This window comes from Virgibacillus dakarensis (assembly GCF_900155625.1).
GTDB lineage: Bacteria > Bacillota > Bacilli > Bacillales > Amphibacillaceae > Lentibacillus_C > Lentibacillus_C populi.
On record NZ_LT732554.1, the window covers coordinates 2,408,598 to 2,425,299 of the forward strand.

The window sequence follows — 16,702 nt, forward strand, 5'->3', positions numbered from 1 at the left end:
TGGCTACTTTTTGAACATACTCGATAGAAAGGTGGATTGCCCTTATGTTTCATAGGTTGTCGACAGATACATTGAACTGGATCATGATCATTGGGGTGATCCTATTTATTATTGAAATTGTCTTTTTTCATGGCGGAATGATTTTTTCTGCCTTGGTATGTGGTCTGTTTATTTATATAGGCTGGAAGAAATTTTACCATATATGGGGGAAATTTATATTTTGGATCGGAATTATTGGATTGGTGATTTCTGTATTAAATATGCTGGCCGTACGATTTTTGCTTGTAGCAGGTATTGCTTTATTCATTATTGATTATGCCAAATCAAAAAAAGATAAAGATCAGGTTATTCCGTCCATTTCGACACAAAATAATCCGAATACAGAAGCACTGATCCGCGTGGCACCATTGTTTAACCATCGTGTGTTTGGTGACCAAAAAACGGCGGAAAATGCGTATTATTGGCGTGATATTAACATCCATGGTGCATTTGGTGATCGGGTGATTGATTTAAGTAATACAGTTCTTCCAGATGATACGGCTATTATCTCGATTCGCCATCTGGTTGGTAATATTGAAATCTACATTCCGTATGAGGTTGAAGTTAGTATTCATCATAGTTCGATATTTGGACGCGCTCATATTCTTGGTGAGCATCACTGGAACTTAATGAACCAAACCCTTTCCTATCAAACAGAAGGATATGATTCAGCTTATCCCCGTGTCAAAATCATTACCTCTTTATTATCAGGTGATATCGAGGTGAGGCGGATATGAATTTGATCATTCGACAAGTAATGCGAGCCGTTTTTTTTAGCCTGTTTATTTCCGTCGTTGTAATTGGGACCACCTTTATTGCTTTTCCATTAGATAATTGGACGGTGCTGTTGGAACGGAAAATTGAAGGTATTCCCTTTTTAGTACTGGTAGTAATTACTCCGATAGTAGCAGGTACTGTAATTGGAGTAGCGAATGGCTGGTATTGGCGGCAAAGATTGCACGTTTTGGATCGGCAACTGGCAGAACTAGTCAAGGAGCAAAAATTTGTAAGCGATGAGGAACCATACAAGGAATTGACAGAACTGCAAAAGCATATGGAACAAATCCAGCAGAATTTCCGAATCCAAGCAGAAAATAAGCAAAAATTAGCGACGGAGCGGGCAAATGAACGGGAAAAAAGCCTGCAAGAGGTTGTTATTCAGGAACGTAATCGTCTGGCAAGGGAATTACATGATTCGGTCAGTCAGCAATTGTTTGCCGTATCGATGTTGATGGCTGCAATTAATGAATCTGGTGGATCGCAAAATGGGAAACTGCAGAACCAGCTGCAACTGGTCGAAAAGATGATCAATCAATCACAATTGGAAATGCGTGCATTGCTGCTGCATCTAAGGCCGGTTGCGCTTAAGGGTAAATCATTGCAGGAAGGTATTAAGGAACTTTTAGTCGAACTAACGCAAAAGGTACCGATGGAGATCGACTGGAAAATAGAAACATTTACAATTGCTAAGGGAATAGAAGATCAGTTATTCCGAATTCTCCAGGAATCTGTTTCAAATACATTAAGACATGCCAAAGCGACAACGTTTAGCGTCTTATTAATTGAACGCGATGATACCATTATTTTACGTGTAATGGATAATGGGATTGGATTTGATGTGGAGCAAGCACGTGCAAGCTCATATGGTCTGCAAAATATGAGTGAACGAGCATATGAAGTTGGTGGCACGTTAAAAATTGTTAGTTTACCGAATCAGGGGACTCGGTTGGAAGTTAAAGTTCCGCGATTAAAAAATGAGGATGAGAGCGATGATTAAAGTATTATTTGCAGATGATCATGAAATGGTTCGAATCGGTGTATCAGCCTATCTTTCCGCCCAGCCTGATATTGAAGTGGTAGCTGAAGCGGACGATGGCGGATCCGCTGTTCACAAGGCATTGGAGTTAAAGCCGGATATTATTCTGATGGATCTTGTCATGAAAGATATGGATGGGATTGAAGCAACAAAACAAATTATTGAGAACTGGCCTGAGGCTAAGATTATTATTGTTACGAGCTTTCTTGATGATGAAAAAGTCTATCCTGCACTGGAAGCAGGGGCCACCAGCTATATGTTGAAAACCTCGAAAGCAAACGAAATTGCTGAAGCGATTCGCGCAACCCATCAGGGACAATCGATATTGGAACCCGAAGTTACGGGGAAAATTATGACACGCATGCGGGAAAAGCCTGACGAAAAGCTTCACCTTCAATTGACAGATCGGGAAATGGAAGTTTTAAAGCTTTTGGCAGAAGGGAAAACAAATCAGGAAATTGCCGATCAGCTATTTATTGCGTTAAAGACAGTAAAAGTACATGTAAGCAATATCCTTGGTAAATTGGAAGTACAGGATCGAACACAGGCAGTCATTTATGCATTTAAACACAATCTTGCAACATAATTCGACTAGGTCAAAAGGTACATGAAAATAATGGAATCAGGAAAATGGGTTGGATAGCCTGCCATGTTGTTTTGGCGGGCTTTTTGTTGTGAAACAGGATAATTTGTAACGAAAAAAGGAGTTTATCGTCAAATTTGAAACATAATTGTAATATTACTATTACATGATTGTCATTTTTAGATGATATACTACGAATTACCTAAGATAGTAAATACATATTCTCTCGTCTTTGACAGTTTTTGAAGGGTAAAACCTCCCGAAACCTTGTTATTGAAAGGTTTTGGAAGGTTTTTTTTACTATCAAAAGTTGAGTACTATTTTGTCTTCTTCAATTGTTTTAAAATTTTTTTCATGTCCTTTATCGGAACAATTTCATAGTCTGTTCGAAACCCAAACACCTTATGCAACTTATCCGTTAATTCATCCCGCTCATAAAGTGGAACATAACCTTCACCGGAAACTTCCATTACCTCCATATTTCGTAATTTTTGAATGACTGCGGGACAAGTGAATGCCTCTTCTAATTTTTGCTCTACTATACGATAGGTTAGTAAGGCAAGAAAACAAGTAAGAAAATGGGCTTCGATCCGATCTTCTTTTCGTACATACACAGGTCTTGATTTTAGTTCACTTTTCATGATGCGGAAACTTTCTTCAATTTCCCACCGTTGTTGATTAATACGAATCAATTCCAGTGGATCAGATTCCAGATTAGTGCACACTCCATAAAACCCGTCATACTTTGCTTCTTTTTGAATCGATCCCTCATCAATTGAGAAATGGGCCTTTTTAGCGACCTCTCCGTCTCCTGTAGTATACTGGGCCTGAATAAACCGCGCAGGATCATTGGGTCTTTTCTTTTTAAGAGAAGATGGTTTTTTCACTTTTTTCAGAGCTCGTTCGATTTGTCTCTCCCGAATGGTTTGTTGATAATTTTTATATTTTGGTGAAAAAGTGACAAGAAGCCGTTGTTCTAAATTTCCTTCTTTAATCCAACGCTCTTTGAAATAAGTTGTTTGATTTTCGGAACTGTCATCAACATCAGAAAGATGAATGGCTTTATCGCCTGGCCTTACATGCCACCCAGAAGGGTCAAGTGCCCATTCTTTCAGATGTTTTTTTAATTTCTTGATGGATTGTGTAGTAATGAATCCACGCTTGCCTAACGTGTTATATATCCGATTTTTTTCAGAAGATAGGCCTGCATCCGTACAGACAACAAACTGGGATAGCTCAAAGTCTTTTAAAATTCTTTTTTCTAAAGGCTTAAGAGACCCTTGTTCGTTGTCATTTCCTCTGAAAATAGAAAAGGCAAGGGGAAGACCAGAGGCGTCCATAAATAACCCCATTTGAACTATCGGATTTGGCCGATTTTCTTTTGATATTCCGAATTGTTTATCCCCATCCTCCTGTTCGATTTCGAAATAAAAATTGGTACAGTCGTAATACAAAATTTTTTTGTGACGGTTGACCAATTTCAAGCTGTTTTTATAAACCGTTTGTTGAATAAAATCTGTTTCCTTTTTCAGCACATCTAACGCGCGATACAGTTGGTGGGGCTCGCATTGAATGCCTTCTAATAAGGATTGCGCTTGTTCAAACGAGTTCTTTTTAGACGTAGGATGCAGCACACGCATATAAATTAATTTAGACAGGATTTCATTGAGGTCATAATGAAACTGATATTTTTCCTGAATGGTCCTTGTCGTGTGCTGTAAACCCAGTTGGTAGTAAACGGATTGTAAAAACAAATAACCAACATTGAACGAGCGTCGCTGATTGTGCTCAACGATTTTTCGCGGATTATATTTTGCGATAATGACCGCGCTTTTTTGTTTCTTTTGTTCCGTTAATTTTTTTGCATAGGCCCGCGCCCATTCCTCCGGATCCACACCCGGATGTTTTTCACGGATCTCCTTTTCATTTCCAAGCGCTTCCACAACTTTTGTCGTTGATTTTCCGTTGATATCACGGACATTTTCGATGACGGAATAGGAAACGGAATTCTTGGACACACTCTTTTTAATGCGCATCACTATCCCTCCATTTCCTTTAGATACGTCTAATATAACATAGTACTAAATAGTACTCAATAATAAAATTAAAAATTTGACAAAAAAAATAAGCCCTCACAAGGCTTACAGTGTTTTTTTGGAAGTGAAACTGTCAAACTCCCGGGTCAAAAGGTACATGAAAATAATGGAATCAGGAAAATGGGTTGGATAGCCTGCCATGTTGTTTTGGCGGGCTTTTTGTTGTGAAACAGGATAATTTGTAACGAAAAAAGGAGTTTATCGTCAAATTTGAAACATAATTGTAATATTACTATTACATGATTGTCATTTTTAGATGATATACTACGAATTACCTAAGATAGTAAATACATATTCTTAAAAAATATAAATAAATCACATTACGCAAAAATGGAACAGGATTTAACATACATACATAGAAAGTTGCGGGTGTGAGTTAGGGAAGCGGGGAAAAGAAAGTTGAAAAAGACAATTGTAACAATGTCCACTGTTGCTGTAGTTGGTTTAACTAGTGCTTTTTTTGCGGAGACAGCACATGCGGAAAAAACAGTCTCCCAAATCCAGGATGAACGTTCGGAAATTAAAGCAAATCTATCAGATGCGGAAGCAAAGATTGCTCAGGTGCTGCTAGATTTAGAAGATCTGAACAAAAAAATTGCCAGAGTCGATGGTGCATTAGCGGAAAATAAGAAACAAGTGAAAGAAACAGAAGACAAAATTAAGGATACAAAGCAAAAGGTAGACGAGTTAGAAGAAGAAATAGCAGTTTTGGAAGATAAGATTGAAGAACGCTTTGAAATTATGAAAGAGCGAATCGTTGCTTATCAAAAAAATGGCGGGGACGTTCAGTATTTAGAAGTACTTTTCGGATCAAAAAGCTTTGGTGACTTTATTAGCCGAAGTTCAGCCGTTTCCAAAATATCAGATGCAGATGCTGATTTAATGAAACAACAGGAAGCCGATAAAAAGGCAGTTGAAAAAAAACAGGCGGCGGTGGAAGAAAAGCTTGATGAATTAAACGATATGAAGGCAGAGCAAGAAGCTATCCAAGATACGATATTGGAACAAAAAGAACAAAACGAAGCAGCAAAACAGGAACTAAAGGACAAAGAAGCCCAGCTTAAAGAGATGAAGGCTAATCTGGAAGGTAAAGATAGTAATCTTGCAGCATTGGAAGCGGACATTCGCGCAAGTATGGAGGCCGCTAATAATGATACGCCTCCCGTGAGTGGTGAAAGTAATGGAAGTTCAAGCTCGCACTCAACTACTAGTAAACCATCAGTAAAAGCAGCCACTGCACCAGTGCCAAGCGGAAGCACGGGTTCAGCAATTACTGCAGGAAATAAATATATTGGTAATTCTGTTTATGTATGGGGCGGTGGACGTTCAGCATATGATGTGCAACATGGCAGATTTGACTGTTCTGGTTTTGTTTCCTGGGCATATCGGCAAGAAGGTATTTCTCTTCCGGCAAGTACCGCAGGATTGTCAGGGGTCGGATCTAAAGTCTCCTACAGCAATATTCAGCCGGGTGATTTAGTATTCTTTGATACAGAGGGAAGAAAGAATGGTCATGTTGGAATCTATATTGGTGGCGGTCAATTTATTGGCTCACAAAGTTCGACTGGTGTAGCTAAAGTAAGTATGTCAAATCCTTATTGGTCAAAAGCATTCAAAGGCCATGTAAGACGAGTTAAATAAGAAACAACAAGCGGGTAATTTCTAAAATGAAATTACCCGCTTTTTAAATAGATAAGAAACTATAAGAATTCAGGCTATGTTCCGCTCACTCCAGCGCTAAAGCGTTAGTACGCAACACCCGCATCCGTACGATAAGTCAACATCGACTCGGGTAAAAGGAGGAAGGCCGGCTAAAACCGGGCTGCCCTCGGGCGCCGGCATACACCTTAGTGGCATGTTTCCTTTATTTCCTGTGGTTGTTTGTTCGGTTAAAACCGCAATACCGAACCACATTAAATGGCAGAGCGAGAGCATTCCAGCCGCTAACCGGGCACGCTTTCGCTTTTGTTCTTCCTGTCATAGAAAGCTGCAACAAGGTTATAAATCGACACCACTTCATACAGAATAATTAGTTCTGGCGGGAAATGAGTCGGATGTTTTTTGTTCTTCGTCTCCACATTGTTTACCCAGTAAAGTTGCATCAGCTTATCCAACTCTTTTTGGTGAAGAATTGGATCATAATCTACCTTGTTGCCCATACTTAACGATAGCTTCCGGATTGCCTGTAATAAAATTGATCGTTCCTCGTTAGACCAGCTAATGGATTTTAATGGTGTTTTGATTAAATTATCCAAGTGATACTGGATAAGCCGTAATTGAATTACTTGCTTGCTGGCATGATCAAATGTGTCCTTTTTATTACCTGCTAATGGATGGTATTTTGTTTCATCCTTTTGAAACTTAATTAGTAGTTCTACATGATGTAATTTTTTATCCAATTGGTCAACAAGTTTATCTGCTCTATTTGTTTCCTGCTGTTCATTTTCCAGGATTTCTATTAGTACCTGATCGATTACGATTCCGGTCTGCTTAGCAACTTGTTGAATGTCTTTTACGATTTCTTCCGTATACTTCGGCGGCAGAACAAACAGATTGACAAGTGTAGAAACAAGTAAACCTGTTGTTGTTGTGCCTAGGCGGATGAAAAATGCAATTAAATAGTTATTGTGGATAACCTCCACCATTGCTACCGCCGTTAAAGTGGCCACTAATAGCCCGGCGTGCAACCGGAATTTGAAGCAGGTGGCAATCGTGAAAACTGCAGCTAGCGTATAGGTGAGCGGAGAATCGCCAAACAGGGATATGAAAATTACCGCATATGCAGAACCAATTGCGGAAGCTGGGAACCGCACAATTCCTTTTCTAATCGAATCCGCAACAGTTGGTTCAATAGTAACAATTGCTGTGATAACGGCGAAGACAGGTGGCCAGTTTAATAGCACACAGATCCAGGCCGTTATAAAAATGGCTATACCGGTTTTGACAGTACGTGTACCAGCTATCTGGAAATAACGCAACGTTGTCACCTCTTCCAACATATCCAAAATCAAATAGGGATTAAAAATTAATTATATCATAATGCATAACAGGCACTAGAGTAGGCACTTTTCCTTGACTTAAAAAGGCAAGATACTTTCTTTCAACTCTTATTTTTCCAATTAATTTTAAAAAAAGGGGTTGCATTTTTAAATCGATACACATATACTGTATTATAACAGTAAGAATTAATAATAATTGTTATATAAAAGGGAGGGGGATGCAATTGAATACATCAACTTATGTTCACTGCCAGCAATGTGGCAAACCAATGAATCCAAAAAATTATCTTCAGGAATGTGATTATTGTTTATCTAAGAAGAAGGAGGATTAATTTTTTTGGACATTATGTTATATAACAAGGTAAATAATAACCTGTTGTAGTATAACAAATGTTAAATTGCGAACCGGGAAAAAGCAAATCCGGATGAACATGTTTTCCCCAGATTTACTGAAATGTTAGCGGATGATGACCAATTACTTAAAGGAGGAATTCAATAATGAGAAAGACCAGAATTGAAAAACTGCAAAACGAATGGAAAAATGATTTGCGCTGGATAGGCGTCGAACGGCCGTATACCGCGGAGGATGTTGTGCGCCTGCGCGGTTCCATTGATATGGATTATACACTTGCCAGAAACGGTGCTATGAAACTATGGAAACTGGTTAATGAAGAAAACTATGTCAACGCATTAGGGGCATCAACAGGGAATCAGGCGGTCCAGCAGGTGAAAGCGGGTTTGAAAGCGATATACTTAAGTGGCTGGCAGGTTGCAGCCGATGCAAATTTAGCGGGCCAGATGTATCCGGATCAAAGCTTATATCCGGCAAACAGTGTACCGAATGTAGTGAAGCGAATAAATCAGGCGTTACAACGTGCTGATCAGATACATTATGCGGAAGGGAAGGAAGAAATCGACTGGTTTGCGCCGATTGTTGCCGATGCGGAGGCGGGGTTTGGCGGTCAATTAAATGTCTTTGAATTGATGAAGGCCATGATTGAAGCTGGAGCATCAGGTGTTCATTTTGAGGATCAGCTGTCATCTGAGAAAAAATGTGGCCATTTAGGTGGAAAAGTATTGCTGCCAACACAAACCGCTGTACGAAATTTGATAGCTGCACGGTTTGCGGCGGATGTAATGGGAACGCCAACAGTTGTTATTGCAAGAACAGATGCCAATGCAGCAAATTTAATTACTAGTGATGTTGATCCATATGATACACCATTTATGACAGGTGAACGGACGGCAGAAGGCTTTTACAAAACAAGGGCAGGTATTGATCAGGCAATCTCCAGAGGAATCGCCTACGCGCCATATGCCGATTTAATCTGGTGTGAGACATCGGAACCAAACTTACAGGAGGCACAAAAATTTGCTGATGCTATCCATGAAAAATATCCGAATAAATTGTTAGCCTATAATTGTTCTCCATCATTTAACTGGAAGCGTAAACTATCAGATGATGAAATTGCCGGGTTCCAGCAGGAGCTTGGGAGAATGGGATACAAATTCCAGTTCGTCACATTGGCAGGTTTTCATGCGCTGAATCATAGCATGTTTGAATTGGCAAGAGATTATAACAATAACGGTATGGCTGCCTATTCAAAATTACAGCAAGCGGAATTTGCCAGTGAATCGTACGGCTACAGTGCCACCCGTCACCAACGTGAGGTCGGAACCGGTTATTTTGATGAAGTAGCACAAGTAATTGCTGGAGGTACCTCCTCAACGGCGGCATTAAAAGGATCGACGGAGGAAGAGCAGTTTACAAGCTAGAAAATGATATGAAAAATTTATATTGAAACATGTGATATTAAAGTAATCACCTTGCTGATCAAGACAATGGTGATTACTTTTTTCACTTCTTAAAGTTGCCCCTTACCGAATTATTGGACAAGGCTTGTGTACGTTTGCAGTTCGTTTTAATTAAATATAAATTTGCAAAACCCATTAGGTCACCACAATTGGCAGTAACTCTCTGTTTCTTCAACTTTACCGTCCTACCTATATATGTTAATCGAAAAGGGAGCCACTATAAGTTTGTGAAGGGGTTAACTTAGTTATTAAAAGTCAAATGGTTTCAAAAAGTAACTAAACCATGTATAATAGTCTCGGAGTTTATTTCTAACTAACATTAATGCAATTAGGAGGAAAGTCATCAATGATTGAAGTAGAAGCGTTTCGAAAAGCGTCATATGATATTGACCCAATTTACGTAAATCGCTGGTCTCCAAGATCATTTTTGGATAAAGAGGTACCAGAGGATATTCTTCATAGTGTTTTTGAAGCCGCACGGTGGGCTCCGTCTGCTGCAAACATTCAGCCATGGAGGTTTGTGACGGCTCGAAAACAAACAGACCGAGAAAGGTTTCTTACTTTTATCAATGAAGGAAACGTTGCCTGGTGTAAGAAAGCACCAGTTCTTATTGCGGTAATATCGAAAACGGATTCCGAAACAACCGGAGGACACAACCAGGCACATGCATTTGATACAGGAACAGCCTGGGGGTACCTGGCCTTGGAAGCCTTCCGTAAAGGTCTTATCACACATGCTATGGGTGGTTTTGACCGTGAAAAAGCAAAGGAAGTATTAAATATTCCGGAAAACTATAACGTGCATGCAATCGTTGCTTTGGGGTATAAAGGGGAAAAAGATTTATTGATGGAGCAGTATCGTGACCGGGAAAAACCTTCAAGCCGTAAAGAAGTGGAAGAATTTATGTTTGAAGGTACCTTTGCTGAAAAATAAACAATAGTTGATGCCCTTTCCTGTTATGGCAAGGGGCATTTTTATTGGCTTTTTTGGTGAGCTGCTGAAGTTTCTGGACTGAAGTTTTAAAAAACACTGAGGTTTGGCCGAAAGTTGCTGGACTGGAGTTGAAAAATGCTGAAGATTCATTGTAAGCCGCTGAACTTGGGAGTAACAGGCACCTGCCTGTCAGCTCCTGTTTCGCTTAGGGGCAAAGCAGCTAGTAATAAAGGAGGTAGTTAATCCAACCATTAACACCATAATAGCGGAATAAGTAATAGTTGCCTCCTGTATAACGATCCATCCAAAGAGAATGACTATACTATCAATCATTAAAATATAAATACCGACATTAATAGATGTCAGCTTGGACAACATTAAAGCTAGCAAGTCTGTCCCACCAGTGCTAATATTCGCTAATAGCATAATACCGACACCTGTACCAATTAGCAGACCGCCAGTCAATGAGCTAATCAGGATAGGTGCTGTATACATATGGGATAATGGGCGAAAATAATCGATAAGAAACGAGGAAAATAATAGCCCGTGCAGTCCATTATAAAAGTATTTCCGATAATGAAACCAGGCAATCATGTACAAGGGAAGGCTTAGCACGATAATTGTTAACCCTGGTTGTAAACCTACTGTATATTTGGCAATTAGTCCTAAACCTATGATTCCCCCATCCAACAAGTGATTTGGGATTAAAAAGCAATTGATGCCAATTGCTACACAAACACTGCCGATAATAATTGATACGATTTTTTGGACCATATATTTATCCACCTGCCAAACCTGTCCAAACTACATCTTACTAATAGATATGATTGAAAAGGCTGAATTATCCATTACGTGTTAGCTGTTTTGGTAAAAAAATATGTTAGGAGGTGGGCTCCTGCATTATACGGCAGGAAACAAAATGGATATTATTAATTTATTGCTGATTATTATATTGATCGCTTTGACTGCATTTTTTGTTGCAACTGAATTTTCAATTGTAAAGGTACGGCCAACCAGAATCGATCAACTAATTGCTGAAGGGAACAAAAATGCCCTGCATGCGAAGAAAATTATTGATAATTTGGATACGTACTTGTCCGCAAGTCAGCTGGGTATTACGGTTACAGCATTAGGTTTAGGGTGGCTCGGGGAACCAACAATAAAAGTATTAATTGATCCTGTTTTCGAAAGACTGGGGTTAAATATGGCTTTAGCATCCATATTATCGTTTATTATTGCGTTTTTGCTCATTACGTTTTTAAATGTTGTTATTGGGGAGTTAGCTCCAAAATCAATCGCTATCCAAAAGGCGGAAACGGTGACATTATTATTTGCCAAACCGCTTATCGTTTTTTATAAATTGATGTTCCCGTTCATTTGGATCTTAAATGGATCATCACGATTCATTATTCGTTTGTTCGGTTTTAAACCTGCCAACGAGAGTGAAGCAGCACTCACGGAAGAAGAATTACGGCTGATATTATCGGAAAGCTATGAAGGCGGTGAAATTAATCAGGCGGAAATGATGTATGTCAATAACATATTTGAATTTGATGAACGGATGGCCAAAGAAATCATGGTTCCCCGTACGGAAATGGTCTGCTTTTTTAAAGATAATGACAAAAAGGAGAATATTGCTGTCGTCCGGGAGAAACAATTTACCCGGTATCCGGTTGCGGAAGGCGATAAAGACCATATCGTCGGATTAGTAAATATCAAGGAACTTTTTACGAATCATCTCAAGAATGAGGAGGAATCCATTGCACCCTTGATTAGGCCGATCCTCTACTTTTCCGAATCAACGCCAATTAAACAGGCCCTGATCAAAATGCAGAAGGAACGTATTCATATGGGGATTGTCATTGATGAATACGGTGGGACTGCGGGATTAATAACGGTTGAGGATATTCTGGAAGAAATTGTCGGTGAAATCCGGGATGAATTCGATATGAATGAAAAACCAATGATTGAGAAGGTGGACGATACGACCACTGTTGTCGCTGGGAAGGTGCTATTAGAGGAAATAAATGATTTATTTGGTACTGACTTGCAAGAAGATGATGTTGATACAATTGGCGGCTGGATGATCACGAACAATATGGATGCGAAACAAGGCACAACTCTCGAGCATGGTGGTTACCGATTTATTGTAGTAGAAATCGATGGGCACCAGATTAAGAAGGTTAAAATAAGAAAGATTTAAGGTAAACTCCTAGCAGGGTTTGTCTTTTTTTTGATGACTGGAAAGTATATAATAGTAGAAAAGATAAGAAAATTGTTAATAGGGGTAAACCATATTCAAAAATGGAAGCAGCCGTAATAATGACGGGATCTGCTGCAGCTGTTGCTGTGTTATATTGCATTAAGAATAACAATCGTTACCCTTGCCACTGCCATGCTGATCATTGCAGCCATCATAACTGTTATGGTAGTACGGCCAACAAAAGCAGTCTATTTTAAAGAAGCATCTTCATAATGGAAACCTTTTCATCGTTATAATTGAATGGAACAAATAAAAAAACGAGAAAGGCTGGCAACAAAATGGAAAAATTGAATCAAGCAAAAGAGAAGTTAAATAGGGTTATTTTTGGAAAGGAGGAGATTGTCGATTTATTATTTATTGCCCTGATCGCCGGAGGGCATGTGCTCCTGGAAAGTGTTCCGGGGACAGGCAAAACGAAACTTGCGAAAAGCTTTGCCAAGGTGATTGATGGAAAATTTAACAGGGTGCAATTTACACCGGATGTGTTGCCAAGTGATGTCACCGGGATCCGCATTTTTAATCCGAAGACTCAGGAATTTGAACTGAACGTTGGGCCGGTCGTGACGAATATCCTGCTGGCAGATGAAATCAACCGGGCTACACCGAAAACGCAATCAAGTCTGCTTGAGGTAATGGAAGAATATCAAACGACAATTGATGGAGAAACAATCAAGGTCGATGCTCCGTTTCTGGTCATCGCCACACAAAATCCAGTGGAAAATAATTATGGTACATTCCCATTGCCGGAAGCACAACTCGATCGCTTTTTGTTTAAAATTGATTTAGGCTATCCATCAATGGAAGAAGAAAAGCATATTTTACATACCTATCGTACCGATGACCCGTTTGCATCACTTAGGGCATCGTTAACACTGGAGAATATTCGCGGATTGCAGGAGGAAATCAAACAGATTACGGTTTCTGACGTTGTCACCGATTATTTGGTCGCACTTGTAAAGTATTCCCGTGAGCATACCGACGTGGAATTGGGAATCAGTCCACGTGGAACATTGGCACTCATGCGAGCCGCACAAGCCCGGGCATACATAGAGCAAAGAGACTACGTTCGTCCAGATGACATCAAAGCATTAGTACCTTATGTGTTCGAGCATCGCCTGATTTTGTCCATGGAAGGCTCGATTAAAAAGACCCCGTCTCAGGTTGTCGGGGAAATTCTGACCGAGGTGGAAGTACCTGTTGAAGTTGGAGCAGATCAGGCATGATATGGCAGAAGGAGTTTGGTCAGGCAAATAGAACGAACACCGATTACATACTTGCGGCAATTGTTGTTCTGGTGGCGATCGGTTTTTTCTTCAAAAAACCAATCTTGTTTTTGATCGTCGGCTTATTTGCGGCATACCTGTTATTGAACAAGTTGTATGATAAAAAAATTGGCGGGAAGCTGGAATTAAAAAATCACCGGCAAGTGTTGCGGATGTTCCCGGGTGATCATGCGGAAATTCAGTTTGAATTGCAAAACCGTTCCATTTTTCCGATTATCAATGGGGAGTTGCAATTCCAGACAGACCAAGCCATTAAGGCAACAAACTATGTTGAATCAGCGAACAAGCATTGGAATCAATTCCACATGCCATTGTCTGTTATCGGGAAAGGGAAGGTAACGATCACACTGCCGATTCGGGCGGAAAAACGTGGTACATCAAGGGTGAAGAACATTCAGTATCTATTTCCGCACTTATTGAATTTTGACAATGTAACATTGAAATACAATCCGTTTTTTTACACGGAGTATGTTGTTTATCCCAAGCTGCTTCCGGTAAAAGGATTGGAGTCGCTATCCTATGTCACGCCTGGATCACAGCGAACAAACTTTTCTCCATATGAAGATTTACAAAGCTTGCGCGGAACAAGGACGTACAGCTATCAAGATCCATTTCACCGGATCAATTGGAAAGCAAGCGCGAAAACACAGGAATTGCAAACCAATGTTTATGAACGCGTCGTTGATATGTCGTATCTATTTTTGGTCAATATTGGGGTTACCCATGGGTTGAATATCGCACAATTGACGAGGAATCTGGAAGATCTGCTGTCCCATACAGCTTATTTATGCGAATATGCAACGAAACAAGGTGTTTCCTTTGAAATTGCAATTAATGCCCGAAAACCCGGGAAAACACCGTACGTTTTCCTGCCGGAAGGGGAAGGGAAGACACATTATGTTCACGCACTTGAACTTTTGGCACGGGTACACCCCCAGGCAATGGTTATTCCGTTTGAGCAAATGCTATATCGGGTTGGGCAAAAATTTAATAAACCAAAAACAATTATTGTGCTTGGAGAAATTCCGGCCGGAGCAGTACAGATGATGGATAACTGGAAATACAAGCAAAAAAACATCTTTCATGTTGAGACTGTAGCGGATGGGGCTTATATGAAACGTTGGGAAAAGAGTGAGCTTGATCATGCAAAATAAACATCCAATTATTACGTATGCATATCATTTTATGAGTGAAGCAATCATTTTATTTCTAATCTCTCTGCCTATTCTGTTCTATCACTACGAGTGGGTTCCATACGGTCTTTATGCTGTACTTGTTGCTGGGATTTGTACACTGTTTTCCATTTATACAAAATTCTTCAAAGGGTATTTGCCATATATCGTAACGGCACCAGTTTTGGTCATTGTCTTTATCGTTAGCGGTTTTCCGATCATAATCGGGGTCGTGCTTCCTGGTATGCTAACTTGGCGGTACATCAATATCCGCAGTGAAACGATTTTGGCTCGGGAAAATACTTATATCCGGATCACCTTGATTCTTGGTACCGGACTGATGCTGCTGATAAATGATTTCCAAATTATCATCTATACTTTTTTGCAGTTTTTACTACTGATTGTTGGGTATATTTGCAGCCATTTAACGGTAATAAAAAAAGAAGAACGAAAACGGTTTGATAGGAAATTATGGTTGTTGATTACTGGCATTTTTACAGCTGGTACCGTAATTATTTTTACTTTATTTGATACAGGCCGCTATGTTTTTCTGAAAATTGGCGAGGGGCTTAGCTATATTGCGACTATCGTAGTAAGCAAGCTGGCATTTCTGTTTCAGAATTTGGATTTCGATAACGTACAACTCCCGGACGAATCATCACCAATTGGACAGCAGGAAAACAAACTGAAGCAAATGGAACAGGTTAAGCCCTCCTTTATGGAAAAAATATTACCGTTTATTTATTGGGGGCTGGTAATTGTCACGCTAGCGTTTGTTATTTTTCTCATGATTCGCTTTCTGAAAAAGCAATTTGTTGTCAGAGAACAATTCGGTACGAGTGAAGCAGTCATTTATGGAGAGCTTGATCAAGACGAGCGGAAAAAACGTTCCATCTTAAGTAAGCTATTTGGTGGCTATTTTCAAAAACCTGATCATCCTGTCCGGAAAATGGTGTATCAATTTGAACAAAAAGCAGCAAAAAGTGGATATGGACGCAATGCATATGAAACCATAGAGGATTGGTTTAGGCGAATTGGCATCAATGCAGACCTTGCTGTATATCAAAAGGTACGTTATGGGGGTGATGAAGTGAATGAAGCAGAGATTACCGATTTGAAACGTCAACTAGGGGAGATGGAAGAGGAATTTGCAGACTAAAATTGACGGCCATGCATATAACGGCTATACTCTTATATAATAACAGTTTTCTAGGGTTCCGCAATGTAAATTGGACTGGTCCGAGAGAAAACGCACGGAACGTGTACACGGAGGGATAAAAGCCCGGGAGGATATCTAAAAGTGGATATCAGCCTGGGTTTTTTTCTGCTTTTAGGTAATAAATAACAATGAGGTGATGAAGGATGAAACGAGATTGGAGTTACGTATTTATAGCAGGAATATTTGAAATAGGCTGGGTGATCGGCTTAAAGCATGCTTTTAATGTTGGAACATGGTTACTAACTGCGATTGCCATTTATGCGAGTATGCATTTCTTAATTATCGCTTCCAAAAAGCTTCCAGTTGGCACAACCTATGCAGTATTTACCGGCATGGGTACTGCAGGTACGGTTGTTTTTGACATGGCTGTATTTCATGAGCCATTCAGCTTTGCAAAAATATTGCTTATTTTATTGCTATTAAGTGGAGTCATTGGTCTTAAAACGATCACAAAGGCACCTGAGACAGAAGGAGAGAATTAGA

Annotated in this window: 14 protein-coding genes and 1 riboswitch; of the genes, 11 read left to right on the forward strand and 3 right to left on the reverse strand. The window is 39.8% G+C overall.

What is annotated here, in order from left to right; translation table 11 throughout:
- Positions 1 to 44 precede the first annotated feature (44 nt).
- The 3 genes from liaF to CZ382_RS21050 are packed head-to-tail and all read left to right on the forward strand — an operon-like array spanning position 45 to position 2,441.
- Positions 45 to 776: a cell wall-active antibiotics response protein LiaF gene (gene liaF / locus CZ382_RS21040; RefSeq protein ID WP_088053050.1), complete on the forward strand. Its 732-nt coding sequence runs from the start codon at positions 45 to 47 to the stop codon at positions 774 to 776.
- Positions 773 to 1,816, forward strand: a complete 1,044-nt coding sequence (locus tag CZ382_RS21045) for a sensor histidine kinase (RefSeq protein ID WP_088053051.1) — start codon at positions 773 to 775, stop codon at positions 1,814 to 1,816. The genes liaF and CZ382_RS21045 overlap by 4 nt, the downstream gene beginning before the upstream one ends.
- Positions 1,809 to 2,441: a response regulator transcription factor gene (locus CZ382_RS21050; RefSeq protein WP_088053052.1), complete on the forward strand. Its 633-nt coding sequence runs from the start codon at positions 1,809 to 1,811 to the stop codon at positions 2,439 to 2,441. Before CZ382_RS21045 ends, CZ382_RS21050 begins: the two co-directional genes overlap by 8 nt.
- A gap of 314 nt (positions 2,442 to 2,755) precedes the next feature.
- Here the strand turns inward: CZ382_RS21050 and CZ382_RS21055 are convergent, their stop codons facing one another.
- Positions 2,756 to 4,474 (reverse strand): IS1634 family transposase, encoded by a 1,719-nt coding sequence (locus tag CZ382_RS21055; protein ID WP_088050135.1) that lies wholly within the window; start codon positions 4,472 to 4,474, stop codon positions 2,756 to 2,758.
- 459 nt (positions 4,475 to 4,933) lie between these two features.
- Here CZ382_RS21055 and CZ382_RS21060 point away from each other — a divergent pair, with 459 nt between their 5' ends.
- The gene (locus tag CZ382_RS21060) at positions 4,934 to 6,175 is read left to right on the forward strand and encodes a coiled-coil domain-containing protein (RefSeq protein ID WP_230856013.1); all 1,242 of its coding nucleotides are present in this window, start codon (positions 4,934 to 4,936) and stop codon (positions 6,173 to 6,175) included.
- Positions 6,176 to 6,477: 302 nt separating this feature from the next.
- Here CZ382_RS21060 and CZ382_RS21065 read toward each other — a convergent pair whose 3' ends face one another.
- Positions 6,478 to 7,512 carry an aromatic acid exporter family protein gene (locus CZ382_RS21065; RefSeq protein ID WP_230856012.1) on the reverse strand — a complete coding sequence of 345 codons (1,035 nt, stop codon included), beginning with the start codon at positions 7,510 to 7,512 and terminating at the stop codon, positions 6,478 to 6,480.
- 519 nt (positions 7,513 to 8,031) lie between these two features.
- Between CZ382_RS21065 and aceA the strand changes: the two genes are divergently transcribed.
- On the forward strand, positions 8,032 to 9,309 hold the full coding sequence (gene aceA / locus CZ382_RS21070) for an isocitrate lyase (RefSeq protein ID WP_088053054.1): 1,278 nt from the start codon (positions 8,032 to 8,034) through the stop codon (positions 9,307 to 9,309).
- A 385-nt stretch (positions 9,310 to 9,694) separates the two neighbouring features.
- Positions 9,695 to 10,282 (forward strand): nitroreductase family protein, encoded by a 588-nt coding sequence (locus CZ382_RS21075; protein ID WP_088053055.1) that lies wholly within the window; start codon positions 9,695 to 9,697, stop codon positions 10,280 to 10,282.
- Positions 10,283 to 10,471: 189 nt separating this feature from the next.
- Here the strand turns inward: CZ382_RS21075 and CZ382_RS21080 are convergent, their stop codons facing one another.
- Positions 10,472 to 11,056 carry a YitT family protein gene (locus CZ382_RS21080; protein WP_088053056.1) on the reverse strand — a complete coding sequence of 195 codons (585 nt, stop codon included), beginning with the start codon at positions 11,054 to 11,056 and terminating at the stop codon, positions 10,472 to 10,474.
- A gap of 145 nt (positions 11,057 to 11,201) precedes the next feature.
- On the opposite strand from CZ382_RS21080, the gene CZ382_RS21085 reads away from it, so the two are divergent.
- From CZ382_RS21085 to CZ382_RS21105, 5 genes are all read left to right on the forward strand, one after another.
- Positions 11,202 to 12,485 (forward strand): hemolysin family protein, encoded by a 1,284-nt coding sequence (locus tag CZ382_RS21085; RefSeq protein ID WP_088053057.1) that lies wholly within the window; start codon positions 11,202 to 11,204, stop codon positions 12,483 to 12,485.
- 338 nt (positions 12,486 to 12,823) lie between these two features.
- Entirely contained in the window at positions 12,824 to 13,768 is a 945-nt protein-coding gene (locus CZ382_RS21090) for an AAA family ATPase (protein WP_088053572.1), read from the forward strand.
- Entirely contained in the window at positions 13,765 to 14,982 is a 1,218-nt protein-coding gene (locus CZ382_RS21095) for a DUF58 domain-containing protein (RefSeq protein WP_088053058.1), read from the forward strand. Before CZ382_RS21090 ends, CZ382_RS21095 begins: the two co-directional genes overlap by 4 nt.
- Positions 14,972 to 16,159, forward strand: coding sequence for a hypothetical protein (locus tag CZ382_RS21100; protein WP_088053059.1), 1,188 nt, complete (start codon positions 14,972 to 14,974; stop codon positions 16,157 to 16,159). Before CZ382_RS21095 ends, CZ382_RS21100 begins: the two co-directional genes overlap by 11 nt.
- 39 nt (positions 16,160 to 16,198) lie before the next feature.
- Positions 16,199 to 16,291: riboswitch (guanidine-I (ykkC/yxkD leader) on the forward strand.
- A gap of 71 nt (positions 16,292 to 16,362) precedes the next feature.
- Entirely contained in the window at positions 16,363 to 16,701 is a 339-nt protein-coding gene (locus tag CZ382_RS21105) for a DMT family transporter (protein WP_088053060.1), read from the forward strand.
- Position 16,702 lies beyond the last annotated feature (1 nt).